Annotated in this window: 8 protein-coding genes; 1 reads left to right on the top strand and 7 read right to left on the bottom strand. The window is 53.8% G+C overall.

Translation table 11 applies throughout. The features are described 5' to 3' along the window. Positions 1-3: 3 nt before the first annotated feature. The 6 genes from BLR08_RS06110 to BLR08_RS06085 are packed head-to-tail and all read right to left on the bottom strand — an operon-like array spanning position 4 to position 11,035. On the bottom strand, positions 4-1,071 hold the full coding sequence (locus BLR08_RS06110; protein WP_072327402.1) for a beta-galactosidase BglB: 1,068 nt from the start codon (positions 1,069-1,071) through the stop codon (positions 4-6). A gap of 27 nt (positions 1,072-1,098) precedes the next feature. Next, positions 1,099-3,951 carry a family 78 glycoside hydrolase catalytic domain gene (locus BLR08_RS06105; RefSeq protein ID WP_072327403.1) on the bottom strand — a complete coding sequence of 951 codons (2,853 nt, stop codon included), beginning with the start codon at positions 3,949-3,951 and terminating at the stop codon, positions 1,099-1,101. A gap of 45 nt (positions 3,952-3,996) precedes the next feature. After that, a complete protein-coding gene (locus BLR08_RS06100) occupies positions 3,997-4,989 on the bottom strand; it encodes an aldo/keto reductase (protein WP_143151523.1) in 993 nt (330 codons plus the stop codon). Next, positions 4,986-6,947, bottom strand: coding sequence for a DUF8034 domain-containing protein (locus BLR08_RS06095; RefSeq protein WP_083536558.1), 1,962 nt, complete (start codon positions 6,945-6,947; stop codon positions 4,986-4,988). Before BLR08_RS06095 ends, BLR08_RS06100 begins: the two co-directional genes overlap by 4 nt. A 29-nt stretch (positions 6,948-6,976) precedes the next feature. Then, positions 6,977-9,316, bottom strand: a complete 2,340-nt coding sequence (locus BLR08_RS06090; protein WP_072327405.1) for a right-handed parallel beta-helix repeat-containing protein — start codon at positions 9,314-9,316, stop codon at positions 6,977-6,979. A 15-nt stretch (positions 9,317-9,331) separates the two neighbouring features. Continuing rightward, on the bottom strand, positions 9,332-11,035 hold the full coding sequence (locus tag BLR08_RS06085) for a hypothetical protein (protein ID WP_072327406.1): 1,704 nt from the start codon (positions 11,033-11,035) through the stop codon (positions 9,332-9,334). Positions 11,036-11,468: 433 nt separating this feature from the next. Here BLR08_RS06085 and BLR08_RS06080 point away from each other — a divergent pair, with 433 nt between their 5' ends. Continuing rightward, a complete protein-coding gene (locus tag BLR08_RS06080; protein ID WP_072327407.1) occupies positions 11,469-12,911 on the top strand; it encodes an N-acyl-D-glucosamine 2-epimerase in 1,443 nt (480 codons plus the stop codon). Between the two features lie 153 nt (positions 12,912-13,064). Here the strand turns inward: BLR08_RS06080 and BLR08_RS06075 are convergent, their stop codons facing one another. After that, positions 13,065-21,098: an S-layer homology domain-containing protein gene (locus BLR08_RS06075; protein WP_072327408.1), complete on the bottom strand. Its 8,034-nt coding sequence runs from the start codon at positions 21,096-21,098 to the stop codon at positions 13,065-13,067. Positions 21,099-21,344: the final 246 nt, after the last annotated feature.

The following is a 21,344-nucleotide window of genomic DNA, read 5'->3' as shown; positions in this document are numbered from 1 at the left end:
CGACTAAACGTGCTTCAAGCTTTCCACCATCATAAGCAGCGCCATGGATTGGCCGTAAGGCATCGGGCAAATTTTGATTTGCTTATAGTATTCGGCGGTCTTCCCGACCACCGTCCCGTAGGATACGCCCTGAACGGTGCCGTCTGCGTCGATTCTGGAGAGGACGGCTTGCAAAGCCTTGATTCCTGTTTCCTTGTATTTGGCATCCAAATACCCTTGGCGTACCGCCTTCAGAATGCCGTAGGCAAATCCGCTTGTGGCCGAAGTTTCCACATACGAGGCAGGATCATCCAAAACCGTGTGCCACATGCCGTCTGCTGCTTGCAATTTTTCCAATGTCTGCACTTGGCGCTCCAACGAAGAGATCAAGAAGTCCGATACCCCTTGGGGCAAAGGGACCATGTCCAGATAATCGACCAAGCCGGCGGTGTACCATGCATTGCCTCTGCCCCATAGAACGCGGGCATAGTTGTGATTCCCTTCGAAGCTCCATCCGTGAAAAAACAGTCCGGTCGACGTATCAGTCAAATATTTCAAGTGAACCAGAAATTGGCGGATGCTTTCCTGGCAGTAGTTTTCGTTGTTCAGTATTCTCCCCATACGCCCTACAAAAAGAACCGTCATATAAAGCGTATCATCCCATAGCTGATCTTTATTGGGCCCTGAGATAGTCGCATGGGCCATACCCATCTCCGGGGTACGCGGAATTCCGCCGTTAACCGCGTAATTTACCCATTCTTGGCAAAGCTCCAGGTAATCCTGGCGCCCGGTTTCTTCGTACAGATAACTCAGAGTAAGCATGGGACACATCGTATTGATATTTTTAGAAGGAAGCCCTTCCTCGATTCGGTTGTCGAACCATTGGATTAAATAATCGAGGATATCTTGGTCGCCGGAATCTTTATAATAGAGATAAAGGGAAAATAACCCGACACCCTGCGACCAATCCCAATGGTTCATAGAGATGATGTTTATTTTCCCTTCGCTTTCGGCTTCCAGACCGATCATGCCTTCAATAATTTTACCGATTACCGCTTCAAGCTCCGTTCGTTGCACAATGCTCGCTGTCATCCCGTCCATCCCCTTCCGTTTCCATGTTCACAGATACCTTTCAATCTTTGTTTTCCAGCCGGCGCGGATTGCCTCAGCTTCGTCGATCGCCATAGCCTCCGGCGCCTTAATAACCATCAGCGGCTGCCCCGCTTCTTTGCTCCAAGAAACATCAATACGCCCGAAAGGCGTCGGAATTGAGCCTTCCGCCCAAGTTATATCGGTTACCGGAGGCTGAAGCACGATCGACTTGAAGCCCTGCTCGCCTTTTGTTACCCCAAGCAAGCGGCTGCCCATTACGTAGGCGGGCGCTGCGGACCACGCATGGGCAAAGCTGCGTGTATGCGGATAAGTCTCCCACGCAGTCGTCGATCCCTCCCGGACCATCGTTCCCCATACCTCCCGTATACGCTCCAGAATTCGGTCCAGCCGGCCCATCCGGTGCCACATCTCAAATAAATAAAATGACATGAACGGCGAAATAATTGGCACCCAATCCTCAGGAGGGTTGAGCAAACGGCCTTCCACCGCTTCCCGGTTGCGATCATTCAGGGCATTGAAGAGATAGAGAAGCACATGGGTTTGGTGGCTGAACGTTTTGGACCGCTCACCCGTACGGTATAGGCCGTCAGTATAAGCCTGATTGGCTTCATCCCATAAATGCGTGTGAAGCGCTTCCCTCATCCGGCGGACGACGCGGCTCCACTTCTCGGCCTCATCCGGCTTCCCCAGCTGAAGAGCCATCTCAGCGGCCAGCTCGCAGCAGTAGGCAAGCGCCGCATGCTGTGCGGTTCCAATCCCTGCACGCGGGATGTCCATGTCGGCCCAATCCACCATATTCCAGGCGCTGATATCAAACAAATCGTCCGCATTCAGAAACTCGCAGTAAGCATCCAAAGCACGGGCATAGTCGGGATAAATTTCGCTGGCAAAACCTGCATCCCCGCTATACTCTATGTAATCCTTGCACGCGATCATCCAACTGAACGTCCACATGGGAATGACTGTCTGCCAATCCGTGGGTAAGCACGCAAGCAGAAGCGGGCTTTGGTCACGAGAACGCGGAACCATCTGCAGACAATGCTTGGCCAGTTCATACGAGCCGAATAAATAGTAATTTACCAATGCGCTTACGCGGCAATCTCCTACCCAGAATACCCGTTCGAACGTGGGACAATCTACAAACGTATCCTCCGTGCATACTTCGGAGGTATGGCGGCTAATTTCCCAAATATCGTTCAAGAGCGGATCCGAACAGCGGAATATCGCCTGGTCGGTGACCGGATAGCCCGACTGCTCAGTCATGACCTTATAAATCGATACGGGCTCTGTCTGATTCCGAACGGTCAGGATCAAGTATCGGAATCCCATCCGGGAATCGCTCTTGTACGTCTGCCTCCCGCTCCTGGACGTATAACGGAAGCCATTGTTTAACCCTGAGGTATATCTTATACTGCCGTTCACCATAGCCTCGAAACCATAGACATCGAACACAGTTCCTTCCGGCGCTTCCACATCCAGTTCGATCCGTCCGACGTAAAGCTTGCCAAAGTCGATCACATATTCCATGTTCCCGCCGAGCTTTGGCATCGGGATGACAGCAGGGCGATCATGGTCATACAGCATCCTTTCCTTTTCGCGTTTTACGGCGTAGGATGCCAATGTTTTTTTTCGGAGCATAAGAGAATAAATACTGATGTTTTCCATGACATGTGCGGCGTCTACCGTTTTAGCCTCGCTCCGGTAACGCTGAAGCGCTTCCAAAGATTGGACTTCCCCTACCGTCTTGAATTCCGGTAATTCCAAATCAAGTCCATTCTTCTTTTCTACCCCTCCGTACTTCGGCTGCCGCCCGTCGGCTTTCGATCTGATCACCTGGTAAGGGCCCAGAGTAACGAAGGCGGATTCCCCTTTCTCAAGCCGATCCTTCAAAGGGTGCACGAAACGAATCTCTGCCTGGAAATCCCATTCCATATGGCTGATGACATCATTATGTACAGCTCCGATCTGAACCAGAAACAGATGCTTTCCTCGTGTCAGTGTCATTTCGTCTCCGGCCGCGTACCACTTCTCATCTATTTTAAACCGGCCCTGGACTCCATTCCAAGGTGTGTGAGCAAATGTCAGCTTGCCGACCGCCTCTTCATCCACTTCGATGGCGGAGGCGAAATATCCCGTGAAAACCTTGGCATTCGCGTCCCGCTCCCCGGGAAAAAAATTATCCCGCATGTTGACCGCCACTACTTTTTGCACCGGCTGAATCTCCGATTCGGAAACCAGCTGCCGGGGGAAAATCGTCCGCTTCGCGAAAGGTTCGATCGGCCTGGGAAACAGCTGCCCCCACTCGCCTTCACCGCCCGCACATACCGTATGCGCCGACGGCCAGCCCGAGTCGTCAAAATCAGTGTCCAACCATTCCTTGTTCCAACGCCGGGCGTCATACACTTCCAGCCAGCCGATGTTGACATTGCGCTTCACCACATGTTTCTCATACCCCTCATGAATATGAGTCTTCCAGCTCGAATCGCTGGGGTAAGCAGTTATATGGCCGGACTGATCTTGAATTTCCAGGCAAGCGATGAGGCCGGCGCGGTTTTCGACGTATTGGTAGGTGGAGACGCCGTAGTGACACACCTCTGCCGCGATCGTGTTTATTCCCTGCTTCAAGAGATGCTGAACTTGATATTGCTCGTAATACCAATGGTCTTTAGTAGATCGGATCGGTCCGTCACCGACCTCCGCCCCATTGACCCATACTCGAAATAACGTATCGGCGCTAATCTTCAACACAGCCTTGGCGACGTTCCTACAATGGATGGCAATCGACTTGCGAAAGCACACATGCGCGTTAATGGGCTGAGCTTCCTCATTCAACCAGATCCATTCCGCTTTCCAATCCATATGGCTTCTCCTTTAAGGCAGAGTGTACTCATTATATAAGGTATTTCATTCCTTAGTGATAAAAGGATAAATGGCATATTCGTCCTGCACGTGAACGAATCTGTGCGATTCCTGCAGCCGGGTGAGAGCTGCCCATTGTTCGGGGTAAATGGCCGCGCTTAACAGCGACTCGGCCGATTGCAATTCCTTCAACTTGCTGATTCCTACTAATGTCAAGTCAATATCAGGCTGAAATAACCCATATTGCATCGCAGCGGCAAGAATGTCGATTCCCATCTCCCCGCATAACTTCTTCATACCTTGAATCAAGCGATGGCGCTTCAGCACCTGTTTATTTATGTACGATTCCCGTTCTTCCGACAATTCCACCCTCTCGCCTGAATAGGAAACGAGAAACCCGGGCATCAAGGTGGAGGCGTTGATAAAAGCAACCCCTTGTTCCTTCGCACAAGGTAAAATCCGCTTTGCCGCTGTACTTAACAGGTTATACTCGAAATAGCATAACGAAGCGTCGATGATGCCGTCCAGCATCGCTTGTTCGTGTGCGACCAAGGATCGCGTGCCTAAGCCAATAGCGCCAATCATGCCTTCTTTCTTCCGCTCCTCCAGAAAGGGCAAGACTTGTTCAACGCCAACCGCATAGGATTCGGTGTCGTGAATATGATACAGATCAATATAGTCGGTACGCAGCCGTTCGAAGCTTTCATAGAAGGTTCTCTTGAAAACCTCGAACGCGGCATGCGCTCCTTTCTCCTTATACGGAAACGGCGCTTTCGTAGCGATAAAAACAGAGGTACGCTCTATCTGGTTCATAAAGTGCCCCAGCAGAACCTCGCTGTTGCCGTAGGCTGCGGCCGTATCGAAATAACGTATGCCTGACGAGTATGCCTTCGTCAGTAATTCAAGCGTATTGGCAAGAGCTGTTTCGCCATTTCCTTCCCTGCCGATCATCGCGCAGCCCATTCCCACCGGGAGCCGCCTTGATCCCGCTTCCCAATAAAACTGCCTAATTTTCAATTTCAGCGAAGCGCTGCTCACGACGCCACATCCCCATCGGAAAAAGGATCGCCGTAGAACGGCTGATTGCAATAACGCGACACTCGAAGCTCAAGGTCGCATTGCGCGGCTGGTCCCAGTTCTACCTCAAACAACGCAGCGTTTATCTCGGTGGCTTCCCCATCATGAAGAACAGAAACGATGGAATGCTCCCCATAAACGCCCGATTGAATATATAACGACCTTGCCTTCGTCGGGTGAAGATTACACAAAGTAAGACTTACGCCGCTGTCATCCATTCCGCGCACAAGCGCAGCCACATCCTCCGGAAGACCGGGTCTTCGCTTCTCCGCATCGAAATAACGGACGGCAGCCTGCAGCAGCCCGCCGTTATAGATCGGCAGTGCCCCGCCCATTGTTAATTGCACCAAGCCTTCCAAGGAGATTGGACTCCGCTTTTGCAAATAACTATTGTCCTCGAACTTCTCCCTTACGGGTTCTTCCCGAATCGTTTTCATACGGGAATACACATGCTCCAGATTGAGCTTCAGTATGTTCTCCGGATAATCGTCAAAATCCCCGTTCAGGAATTGCAGCCATGACAGATCATGTCCGCCTAAGCATTTCTTCATGGAATAGGACTTTACAATTTCCCTCCAATCCTGTTTGCGGCGGTCCTGAAGGCTGGATATATAATCGTAATCCTCTTTATTTTGCGAGATGAACCACATATGCGCAGGTTGTTCGAGCGGCAACGGGCAAAACTCGTACCAGCCGTCAATTTCCAGAAGCCGCTTGTAAGCGGGGTTGTCGGTAATTTTCTGTTCGTCGGGCATGGTTAAAAATTGTCCTTGTTCGGCAGGGTGATATTCCTGAACAGCCCCCGGCTCACTCTTCTTCAAAGGGACGAAGATGGTTCCATCCTGCTCGACGGATTTGTCTCCAAGCATGCGATATTGGGAACGAATCCAATCGGTTCGCTCCAGTTCTCCGGTTAACAGAACTTCATTTTCTATAGCGACCGTCAGCGCATCGGCAATAAAATAAAATCCGTGCGGCCATGTCCACCCATAATATCCGCCGTACCAATTATGGTTTGGCATGCATTCGCCAATACGGCCATTCGGGCCTATATTATCGGGCACGATGCCACCGTTCTCCTGTGTTCGCACGCGCCACGTTTCAGTATATTGCAGAATCCACTTTTTATATTTCTCATCGCCCGTGTGCAAGTACGCATTCATGATCAACGACGTAGCAAGAAGATTCACAACGGTGTCGCCGTAAGCCATTCGCTCCTTCATTGCGATTCCCATGCGGACCGCCTTTTCCGGATAGTCCATGTCATCGATCGTGACGATGCCGTCCAGATCGTTGAACGGAAGTCCATACCATACTTTCCACCCCTCCTTGACCCAGGGCTTCCCCTCGAAATTGCGATGCGCAGCACCCTTGCTTCCGACATAGCAGCAGAGCAACATATGTTTGTCTTCGTCGAAATTGATCGCGTCCGGATCTTCATTCAGATAAAAACCCGCATAACGGAGCGATCTGGCTTTGTTGGCCGGATGCAGGGGATCGGCCAGATTGAGCAGATAGAACAGCCCATACCCTTCTCCCTGGTGCATCCAATCATACCCTTGCTCGTATTCCTTCACGACCATCGGATGTCCATGGCCTGAATCGTAGTGGGTGAACTGCTCTGTGATCGCTTCGAATTGCTTCTGCGCAACGGTTAGGAACCGTTCATGCCCGCCTAATATATAATAAAGCGGCCAATAATAGAAGCTTTCGTACATGTCATCCAAGCCGTCGATCGAGGTAAAGTCTGGAGAAGGAGGCCATTTCATATAACCGTTCGGCTCCACATACTTTTCCATAACAAGATCGATCGTCTCATTCATCGTGCGAAACAACTGCCGCTGCAGGACCGCCCACGTCGGCATGCGTTTAGCGGGTGTCCTACAGATGATCTTCTTGATTCCCGAAGCTGCTTTCAAGTGTACCCCTCCTCCATGCTACCGTTTCCCTATGCTCTTGAAGGTCTGACGCCCGGCAGCTCGCTCCTGGCTTCGACCGCAAACTCATCCTCCGCCGGGATATTCCCCACAACGATTGCATGCTCCTCTTCAGGAGCGAGCGTAAACGGCACCTCGTCCAGCTTAAGTTTGACATTGCTGCTCGTATGCAGCTGAATCACGCCGCTTACGGTCTGGTTGCTGGCATTTCGAATGGCCAAAGTGAGCGTTCTTTCCCCTTTGTACGGATAGGTTAAGCTTGTTAAAATCCTGGGAGGATTCCTGTCCCGATCGCCCTCGATCAAACCGATCGTGCTTAACTCCCTGCGTTCATATCCATATTCGTAGGCTTCAGATCCTTGACGGACGGCAATGTCGCCCCACTTCGCGTCCGCGAAATCGGAAGGCTGGGCTGTAAAATTTTTCTCAAATAGCCATGAGCCTTTCCCCGCCGACCATTCCATCTGAACGTCTTGCCTGGAATCTACAATCGCACAGAGCTGAGCCGGGGTCGGCTCAATCAAAGTACAGTCGTCGTACAGCTTCTTATTATTTTCATCCCGCTTGTCGTAAAAATAGCGAAAGAGCGTTTTGGAGCAGAAGACATTCCGGGAGATTCGGGCCGCGCCCGTCATCGGACGGTTCTCTCTAAACATCCGGTCGATTTCGGCGAGCTCAGGGTACCGGTCGATATAAGGACTTTGGCTTGCGTCCAGCGCAGGCTCTGCCGAATCCTTGCGCCAAGACGACGCTCCTTCGTAGAAGCTCTTTTTGAGCACCGCGTAAGCCCGATCCCAGAAAAATTTCGTATGCGCGACGCGGCTGTCCGCCGTGATGGCAGGATAGCATTTGACGAAAACATTGTTTTTTACCACAAAATCCACGCCGCCGCCCATAAATGCCGCCCGGCCGACCTCTAGGAAGAAGTTATCCTCCATCACAGTTCCCGATATGCCATCATCATTGTAGATCCCCATCGTCCCGAGCCCGACTCCGCCAAGATGATGGATAAAGTTATGGCATACGCGGTTGCCTCGGGAGCTGAGATCGCGGCCGGAATAAATCGCGCCCGCATCCCCGGTCTCCATACACACGCTGTAAATTTCATTATGCTCGAGAACGATGTCATTGCCCCAGTACAAAATGCCGATGTGCGGAAGGTCATGAATCAGATTATGCGTCGCCCGAATCCCGACGCCCTTGATGTTGATCGCCGTGTTGTAGCAGCGGCTCCACTGCCCGATCCGGTAAATATGGTTATTTGTAAGCGCAAATTCGCACGATGCAAGCGTTGCCCGGTCTCCGCCAAACGCGTTGATTCCTCCGTCTCCGCAGTGATGAATCGTACAATTGCGGATGGAATTGCGTTCGCCGCCTTCCAGATGAACGGCCGTATTTCCGATGTGGCGGAATAGGCACCGGTCGATGATCAGGTCGGATGCTCCTTCAGCCTGCAGTCCGTTGCCTCGGGTGCATTCAAACGTTAAGCCGATAAGCGATATTCCCCGGCATCCCTCCAGCTTTAGCATCGGCGTCTCCAGCATCGATATGAGCAGCTCGCTATTTTCGCTGGCCGTTTGGCTGTCGGGGCAGAAATAAAGCTTGTTTTCCTTGCGGTCTATATAATAATCGCCCGGGCTGCGAACTTCCTCGAGAATATTAAGGAAACAGAAGCGTTGACCGATCCGGAAAGGATGGACCGCATACGGCGGGTTCGTCCGTACATGTCTGGTTTCCAAATCAATGGACCTTACATGTTCATAGGACTGAGCCCAATCAAAGCTCCAATACCCGTGTATCCAAAGATCGTCATTCGCCGCCCAGGAGGCAGGTTGTTCGTCGTCATAATAAAATCCGTGCTCGGGTATTCCCGCCATTTCTTCCAGCTCATTCATTTGTCCTTGGGCGAACCCGGTAATGGTAAGGAACTCCCCCCGTTTCGGGTATTGGCTGAGATGCAGCGGTTTACCGTTCCAGAACACCTCGGCATGAGAAGGGGCAGCCGCGCGGCCAAAGCCGCGTGAGACAAAGCTGCCCGTCTGCCTGATTCCCTGCTCGGCAAGATCGCAAACCATCACTTGTCCTCTCACCGCCGGATTCAGCCGTGCAAGCACTTCCGCTGACTGAATCGGCTGCCATCCCTTCAGCTGCCTTCCGCCCAGGAGTCGGACGCGTCCTTCCCCTCGCAGAACAAGGTCTTGGTAGGCGGCGTCAAGGACAAGAGCAGAAGCCAGGCAATAATCCCCTTCCGCGAGCACAATCTCCGTTTCCCCTCCTGCAGTACGGCAAGCTTCGAGAGCCGCTAGCAATTGATCCGAAGCGGTTACATGGTATACCTGTTTTATGTTCATAGAGGCTGCACCCTTTCAGCATGTATGGGTTCGTTCTTCCCGCTCCGCTTCATAGCAGCGAATCGACAATGTCTGTGTTAAGGGGGTCATACTATTGATCGTCAATCGGGTTACATCCGGATTCGGCTTTTCGTTGCGCATAACAACATCCCGGTGTTTCTTTTCCCCCGGTCCGATCTCGATGCAGTCCCCATCCTTCTTGTAAACGGCATACCCGCTCGTGAGCTGCAGGATCCTCGCCGCGTCCGTCGTTCGGATCCCCTCGCCGCCGAGGGCGCCATCCGGATCGAACTGAAACACATGCTGGAAGTAAACTCCTGACACGTTATCAGAAATAAGCGTGATATCCACCCCGTTCTCCAGCAGCTCGAATTCCATTGCGACCTGAAGCATGGTGACATGCGTCTTCGCCCGTTCCCGGTTGGGCATGTCAACGTACGAGCCATTCAAGCCCTGCACCTTCTCCGGAGGCAGCGCATCGAAGTAACATCCTTCCAATTCGACCTCCATTCGGTATCGGGCAGACCCGATTTGGACAATGGAGGGGAAGCTGACGTTTGCGATTCCGAACCAGCCAAGACCGAGCTTGTAACCCACCATCCGGGCGTGGCCAAACTGGACATATAACAGTTCGGGCTGCGCCGACATGACCGTCACGCTTAATTGGCCGCGGCGATGCCGGACAAGCGGCGCGCCGTGCGGGTGTTTCCTGATCTGGCTTCCGTAGGGAATATTCGCCGGAACGTTTACCTGGTTGCCTTCGCCCAGAAATATCGTGTAATACTCGGAAAGCGGCTCGGCAGGCCCCTCCGGCAAAGTCATTCTCTCGGGGTACAGCATCCAATACATGAGCGCATGGGAGCCGACCGATGCCGTTTCCTCCGCAAGCCTGGCAAGGGAGACGAGAGCAGGGTCGCGGTCCTTCGAAGCCATAAGATGCAAAGAAGTATAATACCAATCATTCATCTTCGCGCGCTGGCCCAGATCCTGACGGCCGGAATACTCCGTCACAATGTCGTTGCCCGGATGGAACATGTATGGCATCATGAGCAAATTTTTACGAACCGCTTCGTACGAGGCTTCGTGGCCGAACACCTCGCCGACATCAACAAGGTGAATGGCCAGCGCGGAATTGTACATCGCATTGCTGCGCTCCGTCCATTCGCCATATTCCGTAATATCCAGACCCTCATCGAGAAACTGGAAAGCCCGGCGTTTGAACGCCTCATCGCCGAATATCTCGTACATATTGGCTAAAGCGCCGCACATGACCCAGCGATGGTTCGGCGTATGGATCCCGCCGGTAAGCAAGCAGGGCTTCGCCCGTTCCAGAAACAGCCTGATTCCTTCCACGATTTCCGAGAGCTCAGGTAAACCGCTCTTCACCAGCACTTGATAAGCGATTGCAGTGCCATGCACCTGAAAGGCAGTGTCGGGCGGCGAGTCGATGTTGCAATTAAGCAAAGAGATGCATCCGCTTTCTAATTGATCGCCCAGAAGGCATTGCACCCCCTGTTTCATCCAAGGCAGCAGCGAAGCATCCCTGTAATAAAGAGATTCCTCGTGGCAATAGAGGGGAGTCAGCAGGTTGATCAACCCTCTGCCGACAAGCGCCTCCCTGTCCAATTCATCCTCTGTCCTTTCGATTCTGGACAAAAGCTGCGCCCAATGAGTTTCCACCATGTGAAGAATTCGTAATGCCTCGCTCAATTTCACCATCCCCCAACTCCAGCTATTTCATTTAACAGCCGTTCGAAAGCGCATACAAGACTGGCTGGCAACCTGTCGATTTCCTTGTTGCAGCTTTTAACGGCATTCACTCCTTCGATCCGCGAGCAGCTAGTATCCCTCTTCTCCCCTCATTAAATCAAGAAACGAAGGCGTATGACATTCCAAAATTTAATCATTATATTAGTTTTTTTGTCATGACCATCAAAGCGATGGCGCGAAAAAGCGTCTCAGGCGGCCGACCGGTCAGCCCTCGAATTGCTCGCCGTCGACCGGCCCGGTAAAATAAGGCGTATAAGCAACAACATGCTCATGGGCGGGTTAATCCCATGGCTGTGAGCGTTCCTCCGTTTCTCTTCAAATTGCAAGCTGGACCGGCTGAAAAGTCAACTTATAAGTAAACATTACGAAGGCGGGATATGCGATGCTCAAGCGCAGAGACGAACAAGCGACGATTCAAATCGATCCTACGTTTGCTTATTACACCGGCAGAAGCCCCCACAGCGTAGCGGCCGAACTGGCGGCCGCCGGCTACAGCGCCGTGCGATATTTTGTTACGGATGAGACGCGCGTCCAAACCGCTCTCGTACATGCGCTGCGCGAGCACGGCCTTGATGTATGGGCGATGGTGCTGGGCAACGGCGCCTATTCCTCGTCCCATCTTCCGCCGGATTGGCGCAGCTGGCAGATGGAGCTTTTGAAGCCGGTAAATGACGGGTATATCCGCCTCTCTCCCTTTCACCCGGCGTACACCGCGTGGAAAAAAACGGCGCTCGCACGGCTAGCCCGCGAGCATCCCTTTACCGGCATCGAGGTGGCCGAATGTTATTTCCCCGAATGGAACGGTCTGTACACCGGCGTATACGGCGATATCGGCCCGCAAGCCCAAGCCGCCTTCCGAGCCTGGGGAGGCGGCTCGCTGCCCGAATTCCGAAGGTCCGGCTCCGCACATTATTATAAAAAGGATCTTGAGCGCTATGCACGCTGGATAGAATGCCGCGTCGACGCCGTGAATCGGTTCGTGAACGAGCTGTTCAACGGCGCAGGCGGCGTCCGGGAAGCGCGCGGCGATATCCGTATCGCAACCTGGTCTGTGGCTGTCGATGCCGGATCCCGAGCGGCGCTTGACGTGCGGGAGCTGCAAGGGATGGACGCCGTCACGATGATCCGGCTCGTACGGCCGGATGCGCATGTGCTGCAAACGCATTGGCCCGATTGGATGCGCGCTCGCCTGCCGGCCGACTATGCCCGCCGTTACGAAGCGTTTGCCGCGCCGATCCGCGAAGCGTTCCCTTCCCTCGCCTTGGGCATCCAGACGGATATAGGCTCGCTGCGCCGGATGAGGCGCAGCTCCGCATGGCTCGACCGCTTCGCCGCAGAATCGCATAAGCTGGGCTACCGGTTCTGGACGGCGTATGAATATTCCATCGGCCGCTGGATGTACGAGGAGCCGCCGATGCCGGTTCAGGCCATCCGCCTCGCCGCCGATCGCTTGCGCATACAATTCAGCAAGCGCATCGACGCGGATTCGGCGCGGGACGCCGTGTATGCGGTCGTAACGGGGGCCCCCGCTCCGCGTTCCGGCGAGGCATTCGGCGGTGAAGCTGAGCCGCCGGCGGGACGCAGCGTCCTCGGACGCCGGATCGGCAAGCCCTCAACGGCGAAGCGGACATTGACTCCGCTGGGCCTGGACGTTGACGGCCAGCTGCTGGAGCTCCGGGCCGCCGGTTTGCCCGAGGGTCCGTTCGAGCTCGAGCTGTCCGGCATTCGGGATACGCCAGGCAGCTGGCTGCTCAAAGGCATGGCGGCCAATAAGCTGCCGGCCGGCTGCCGCATCCCGGTTGACGGCTGTCCGGACTGGTCATAACAAATTGACTCCATAAAAGTGCTGCGATAGTCAAAGGTATTTATAAGTCCTAGACTATCCCTGCTTTATTCCTTTCCACGCAGAAAGCCGGCATTCGTTTACACGGTAACGATGCCGGCTTTTCTTCCTATTGTTTATACAAGACTTGCATCATTATAGTCGGATGAGAGCAAGATCCTCCATCACTCGCATAAGGACCACTGCCGCCTCCGCTCGTGTCGTATGAGCTTTTGGGTGCAATTCCGATGGGGTAACTCCAGTTATCCACCCCATCGATATGGACTGAAGTGCAGCCTCACGAGCCCATGGGGCCAGCTTAACTTCATCCTCATAGTCGCTTAGTACAAAATCGCCCTCTATCTTTTCAGTTACTTTGCCCAGCCGGTTTGCATACCGGACGAACAACACCATCATTTCCTCCCGAGTAAGGGGGTCCTCGGGCCGGAATTGCCCATTGTCGCCCTGGACCAGTCCGAGCCTTGCTGCCTCCGCGACGTAAGAAGCATACCATGCGTTATTCGGTACATCCGTGAACGGATTAGTACTGTCTACCCTATTGGACTTAAGCGAACCAGCCTTGCTTAACGCTTCTACGAGCAGCTTCGTCAATTCCGCCCGCGTCAGAACGCGATCGGGCTCGAAACGCTGATCCGAAGTGCCGTTTACAATGTGACGGCTGGTCAGAATCTGTACCTCCGAACGGCTCCAATGTGAGGCCATGTCGTCAAACTCCTGTCGGTAGAGCAGCACGGCATATTCTCCCCACTGGTCGGCATTAGCACGAAGAATTGACTTGGACGCATTATCCAGACCGCCGATATAGGTCCAGCCGGCGGGCGTGCCGCCATCCTTTCGGTAGATGCCGAATCTTCGGGTATCTATGGCTGGAATAACCGACCGGTCATACACGAGTTCAAGTTCAATGGAACCTTTTACATCGCCAGTTTCTCGTCCAATACGGTACGTCGGGGATAATTTCGTATAGGCTTTGTTCAAAATACCCGTTTTTTCGTCGGTAATGGCGTATGTTATATCACTCTCGCTGTTAAAAGAGCCCGGCTTCACGCGAATCGCCAACCGGCCTTCGTAAGCATGGAACGTGCCGCCCTCCTTACCAACCTTCCACGACGTATCCCCTCCGAATGGTGGAGTCGCCCCGCCGCCCGGAGGCGTCTGTCCTCCGCTAACAGGCGGTGTTTCGCCTTCGTCCGTGATGTAACCGGCTGTTGCGGTTACCTCGGAAGCGATCGACTCATTCCCTTGCTTGTCGATCGCAACCACAAATACCTTATAGCTTGCCCCTTGCCGAAGATCCTTTATTTCATATGTGGTGCTTTCCTTGGCCACCTCCGTAGAGCCCCCGCCCGAAGCGGTGCCGGCCGCCTTCCAGCTGATGCGCAGCTTCGCTAGATCGGGTGACAACGGATTGCGCCAGGAGATCGCCAGCTTGCCGCCACCAGCTGCAGGAGCAGCTTGAAGCTCGCTTACGGTACTCGGCGCAGTGTTATCCTTCTTTTCTGCGGTCACCCACCGCCATACCGCACCTGCCGATTCATTGCCGTATTCGTCTTTGGCCGTCACGAGTACATCATAGCTTTTATGTTCGGACAGACCGCCGATAACAGCCCAGCTTTGATCCTTTGCCATATCGATCGGTGCACCGTAATCTTCCGCTCCCGACTCCTTCCAGCGAATGCGCGCTCCCGCATAATCCATATCTTCCGGCGGGCTCCACATTAGCGATGCTGACTCTCCGGCTATACCGCCAGCTAGCTCCGTCACTTCTGCCGGCGGAGTCTTATCCTCGCCTTCAATCAGCAACTGCGCGGTAAACACATCCTTCAGCGGAATACCAGCGTAGCTTAACACGGCTTTATTTAATGTTACCGTATAGGTCTGGCCGATGGTCAAAGTCTTATTTGGCACGAATAGAGCCTCCGTCGACAGCAGCATGCCATCCGTTCCCGGCTGCGGCTCCAGCCCTTCCAAGGTTCCGGCGACCGTCTCCCCGTCCTTGGTAACTGCGATCGTCTCAGCAGTCAGCGAATTGGCCTTCACCGGCTTTGTAAATTGCAGTTTAATGCCGGTTCCGCCTGGCTGCGCTGCGATTGCCTTCACCTCCGGAGGATCATTCGAGACCATTGGAATATTAACGTCAAGCTGCGGCGGCGGCACTTCCAGTTCATCGCTGTATGCGGTTGTATAGCCTTCCTTCTCGAATTTGACTTTCCAGCGTCCGGGGGGAACATCCCATGCGTAACGTCCGGCATTGTCCGTATTCAACGGGTTCTGCTGCTCGTACCATGCTGAATCCCATACGTCCCACGTTGTGCTATTCTCGTTCCACTGCAGCGCCGTTGCCAGTACCTCGGAAATACGGTTCGAAGGAAGTCCTTCGTACACGTACCCGCTCGGATCAAGAATATAGCCTGGCTTCGCTATTGGCGGCCCAGCCGGCTCCGGCGGCGGCATGCACATCATGGAAAAATAGGGCTTGATGTAAGTTTCCAGCTCGTTCAATTCCATTTCAATGATCTCATCCATCTTCTTGCCGGCCCATGTGGCTTCCGTCCACAGGATCAGACCCGGAAGTCCGGGAAGCTTAATCGTCCCCGCCGCATTAAGCCCATGTTTGACAATCTCCGTGAACGCAAGATCGACCAAAATTTCCATCGCAAAGTTCATGTAGTACTCACGAGCACGTTCATCGCATATTTTTTTCGTCATCTCGTAGAGCCTGAGAGCCCGTTCGACCGCCCCATCCGGGTTGGCAATACTCTCTAGGGCGTTGATTAAGTCAAACGTCTTCGCCCCTTTGTCGAGTGCATCTACCGTAATTTCTAACAACCTCATCCCGCTTCCGGCAGCTGCTAGAGCATTGCTCGAGCCCTCCGGAATATAGCCGCTAATCGAACCTTTGATTGAGTTTTTGCCTATGCTTCTCGATAACGAAAATCCATATAAGGGAATCCCTGATTCTCGCTCATTATTCAAATCTTTCGCTGTTGGAGTGTAATCCGTCACCGGACTGCTGGAAATCGTAACATCCATCTCCAGGTCCTCCATCAGTCGAATCCTGGAGTTCAGCGAAGCCTTGTCAGGATATGGCTGTTCCGCGGATAATATCTCAAAATTTCGCAAAGCAGGCGGCAGCGTGTCGCGCAGCTCCTGGTCGGTATAGGGAGGCGGAACATGGCCGGGATCTGACTTTTTACTATATTTGACAAAGATCGGTCCCGGATCGGTATTGAGTTTCATCGACGCCTTGAAAACACCATCCTCCAGCCTCGCCTCCGCACGGTTATTCCCGTTCCAAACCTCGACGTTCGAAATACGTGCCGGGTCGCGGAACTTTAACTCGTAGAGAATCGGCTTCGCCGGAACAAATACGTAAGGGAAGATTGCTACGCCGTCCTCTGTCCGGAACGTATGAACCCTGCCGTCCGGCTGACGCATGGACACCTCATCTATTCCCGGATCGTTCGGGTCATAAATCAGATTTGCCTCCTGGCCGGCTTGAACGATGCCGCCGACCTCTACCTGCGTCCGGATCGAATGCCGACGATGCGTCGGATCCGCTAGCGTTATATTCGCCTGCCAGACTCCTTCAGGCGTTACAGCTGCAGTCGCTACAGCCGTGCTGCCATCCAGTACCGTAATCTTCGAGTTGGCCGGTGCACTGCCGCTAACCGCAAAAGTCGGCTTAACGACAAGCTCAGGGACATTCAAGGTCGCTTGAGCAACCTGAACGAGCGCTGTTCCTATGATCTCTTCGCGTTGGGCCTGATCGGCCGAATACCGGACAGCCGCCGGCAACACTATGCTGCTCTGCTGCTGATTTTCAGCCGTCTCCAGAGTGAAGCGAATCCCCCCGTGTTCAAGCTTCCCAATCGTGCCGACCTTCACGATGAGCAGCTGATTCTCCTGCACGAAGTCGGAATGCGCCTTGCCGTTAACAACCACCGTCCCCGGCAGCAGAGCTACTCCCTTCGGCAGCAAAAAAGTGAATGCTGCATCCTGAACCTCACTCCTTGTATTCTTATAAGCTAATCTTGCCTTGATTAAGCCATCCCGCGTTGTCAGATTCGAAACTGTCGTGAACTCATTTCCTTCCTGGCCGGTGAAATGGCCGGGCTTCCGCAGCATAATTACCCCCAAATCGACAGGCAGACCAAGCGGAACATCAAAATCAAGAATAGCGGTTGACCCACCGTTGCCTCTGGCCTCCAATCGATAGCGGCCGGGTTGGGACACTCCGATGCGGTAGCTGCCGGTCAGCCTTGTCACGATCGCTTCTTCAAGGACGAGAGCTTCAGCATCGTAACGATACAGCTTTTGATGTACATAGCCCGGATCGGACCCATCCTCTAGCTGGAATGCTGTAAGCACTTGGGCACCAGCGGATTCCAGCCTAATTTCGAGCGCAGCTTGATTGTCATCCCCGATGACAACCTCTTCGCATGTTGAAGGAAGCTGCGATTGACTGCCATTGACGCAAACTCGGAAGTTGTCCCCGGCAACTGCCGCAACCTGCAATGGCGGGCCGTAGCTGAGAATCGCAGCCGAAGGCTTCACCTGGAAGTGCGCGGCTACCCGCCAGTCGATATCGAGCGGCCCCTGCCACGTGCTACCCTGCTGCTTCGTATAGAGGTCAAAATCAACCGTCGCATAATCCAGGAGCCGCAGTTCAATGCCGTTTGCGCCCCCTTCCGGCACAGGGACCGTCACGTATGTCGACAGCTTGCCGTTGACTCCGTAGCTGGACGCTCGGAGCCGAAGCTCGCCAAGAGGAGTTACGAACGCATATTTCCCCTGCCCGTCTGTCCGGACCTTAAATACCTTCTGCGTCCCCATGAGCTGTGCGGTAACAATGGCATCCTTGACCGGCAAGCCGTCTTTCCCGAGTACGGTTCCTTCTACGGGATGCAGGTCTTTGTACGCGAAACGCACAGGCAGCTCCTTCACCAGCTGATCGGCAGAAAACTCAAACGTCTGGGGAAGATAGATCGGATCATTCGGCGTCAGCGTCAGCCGGTACCGCATGCTGCTTGCCGTGTCCACCCGGATATCATACCGGCCTAACACCTTCCCTTGCGCCGTAACGGCACCGGACTCATCCGTCAGCTTGTAACTGGCAGAGACGGCCTCATCGTCTGGTCCCTTGATTGTCCCGGTTACTTGAACCCTGAAATTTGGTTTCACCTTGTATTCCCCCGTCTCTCCGTACCTCACTGCAGGCAGATCAGCGGAAAGCTCGAGCAGCTTGGAATTGGCTGGACGAACGGAGGTCTGGTATCGGGCTGTCTCAAGCGGCACATCGAATGTGTAGACAAGCCGGTCAGCCGTAACCGTGACCCGTTCGTAGTAGTTAAAGGTGGACTGTCTGTCGTTAACGATAAGAGACGCTCCTTCAAGGGTATCCGCCCAACCGTCTCCATCCGGCAGCTCGAAAGAAAGCTTAAACCGGCCGGCTGCGTTCATACCGATCGGATAGGCGTTCCCCACCTGCTCGCCGTCGACGAGCGCAGTAACCGATTCGAATCGAACATCCCCTTCCTCAACACGGAAAACGCCTTCGTAATGACCAGATGACGCCTCCGTCAACGAAATGATTCTCTTCACCGTTTCAAGCTCTTGATTATTTTCCTGCCTGCGCTGGACCAAAAGCTCTCCGGCAAGCAGAAGTCCCGGTTTGGCGGAAGCAGCAAGCTTCGCCTCGCTTCCCATCACCACAGCCTCGCTAGGACCGCTGCCGACGGTACTCCCGAATTCGGCAGTCATTGCCTTCACCGCAGCCGTCGTCTGCCGAAGCTCAAAGCTGATCTGGTTGCCGCCAACGGCAAGCGTGACAATCTGCGGCTCCGTCTCGTCGTAACCTACAGGAGGTATGACGGCAACCTTGATTCGTTCTCCCGCCCGATGCGTTCCGGGAAGCTGCGCCTTACCTTGCTCGTCGGCCTTTACTTCTCCAATCAACGCGTCGTCCGCAGCATACCTGAAAACGATGGTTGCCTGTTCGGCTGGGGGTTTGTCATAGTTAACGACAATGGTCAGCGACGAAGTAAACTGAGGGTTCAATTTAACAGAGGTCGTCTTGGCGTTTGCTATCTCAATGCCGCTCTGCTGCGCAAGCTGAATCTTCCTACCCGCATCTAGGAGCGCTAGGCTATAAGGCTCGCCGGCCGCCAGCTGGATTGAATAGGTTAAAGCATGCGGTGCAACAGGTATCTCACTCACCTGACCGTTCGGCTTAGTCACAAGCAAGTGTGTGCCCAAGAGCAGCTCCGGCTGTTCAGTCTCGATCTCGATTGCAAGCAGACCGGATATACGGACCGGAAGCCGTTCGAGCGCAATGGTCTGACTGTTATCCGGAAGCGAAACCGTAATTCCGGTCAGCTCGGTAACACCTTCCGCAGCCGTAAATTGTCCGGCGTAAAGACCTTCCGCTCCTGCATCCTGAAGGAGCGGCACAATGGTTGATTTCGTTTCGTTTCCTTGCTTGAAGTAAACATCCGCCACTACACTCAGTCCCTTGCTGCCGCCAGCCTGAATGGTCAGTGTGCTTCCCGGCTTCAGCTCTCCATCCACCCACGCCGTTGTCGGCGCCGTCCAATAGGCCGATGTAAGCGGCTGTTCAGGCCCAGGCCCCTCGCATGTGGAGATACACATCATGTAGAGCGCTTGACTGCGCGCATAGATAAGCCGCTTGCCCGAACCGTCCATTACGCCATTCGACGAAGGCATCACCGGGTTGCCGGCTGCGATAACTTTACCTGTTTGCCGATCGAACAGCTCGCTGTACCGGTCCATCCCTTCCACTTCTGGCTCAGTATCATTCAATTGGGCCAGAACAAAGCGGCCATCTTCGCTTAGACTCAGCTTGCCGTAGGCTTTATGGAGCACCTCGGTTTCACTGCGTCCTGCATTCAAATCCAACATTTCTCCGGTTGAACGGTCGTACAAATACGGATGGCCAAGCGTACTGCCGCCAGCGGACTCGTTATAGGCGATGTAACGGCCATCTTCGCTTACAGTCAGCTGGTCATGATATTCATTCGACTTGAAACGTCCTGTAATCGAAGAAGCTCCCGTCTCGAACATATAGATGGCATGCTCTTTTCCGTCGCCGGCCGGACCTGTCAGATTCGAAGAATCGGACGTAAAAGCAATAACCGACCCATTGCCGCTTATGGCCGGGCTGCCGCTTACGCCATCCTCGCTTTGAGCATTTGCACGGCTGACCAAAATCCTATCCTTCGTTTGCGTATTATATGCATAGACACGTTCATTGAGGGTCAAGGCCACGAGCGAAGCCGTTCCGCTAATCGACGATCGTCCCACCCTCTCCCCCGGATGGGAGAGCAGCAGAAGATTTTTCTCGGAGCGGTTGTATAGGTACACATAGTCGCCCGGCGCTTCCGGAGCAACCCAGAGGTTCGCGGCATTCGAGGTAAAAACGATCGTATTCCCCGTCCGGTCCACATCAATATCCCATACTTCTCCGGAGAGCGGCGCGCCGAACTGAGTAAGGGACAGCTTCGACTTCTCCTTCGTCCTCGTGTCGAGCGCATAAAGCTCCCAGCCGCTCATATCGGCTGAACGGTCGGTGTAAACAACAGTCGAGCCGTCGGCGCTGATCGCCACACTCGACGCCGGAAGATCCGAATAGCTGGCAGTGAGGTCAACGAGCTTGTCTTCCGCGGCAGGCGAGATACCAACCGTGACGGCCGTACCCGAAGACTCCCTGCCATCGCGATCTATCGTCATGACCCAATAACGATAAGCAACTCCGGCCTCCAATGATTCAAGAATAAATGCCGTCTCCTCCGTTATCCCTACCTCGACATATTCATCCGTGTAAACCTTGTACTGCCACATCCCCGAGTCGTTATCCGAGCCGGATGGTGCAGGAGGCTCCCAAGCTAGCTTCACGCTTGAAGCATCCAACTGGTACCAGTTTAAATTCTGCACTTCGCCCGGCAACGACGTCTCATCATTGCCGGAGGGCTTCGCGATAGCTTCCGTTACTTGTTCGCCTTCTCCGGAGTCAACGTCTGGTGCAGTTAACGGTGAGATGACCTGCAATGGCTCTGCCAAGCCGACTGCCGGCTGCAGACTTGTAAACAGCATGGAGGCAATCAGGAAAAACGCGATAAACGGCCTTCTTTTTCGTCTTGCGGGTTTCATCAACCAAGCCCCTTCCTGCGGATATTTCGCCGGTAGACCGATATTCGCCAATCGGCCGATAGCCCCGGCGTTTAATCCACATAAAGATAACATGAATGGATCTGGTGCAGATATTACTCGGAAGTATACTCTTAACTCCAAAACTATCCGTAAGGATAGTAGCTATATCTTGATTTTCAGCTGATAATGATGTGGTCGCTGTCAGTAAGAATCTATATGCTGCGGGAGGGAGAGGGATTGACAAAA

Origin of the sequence: Paenibacillus sp. cl123, from assembly GCF_900101595.1 — a bacterium.
Classification (GTDB): domain Bacteria; phylum Bacillota; class Bacilli; order Paenibacillales; family NBRC-103111; genus Paenibacillus_G.
The sequence above is the reverse complement of the archived record's forward strand: the minus strand, read 5'-3'. Positions and strand labels throughout refer to the sequence as shown.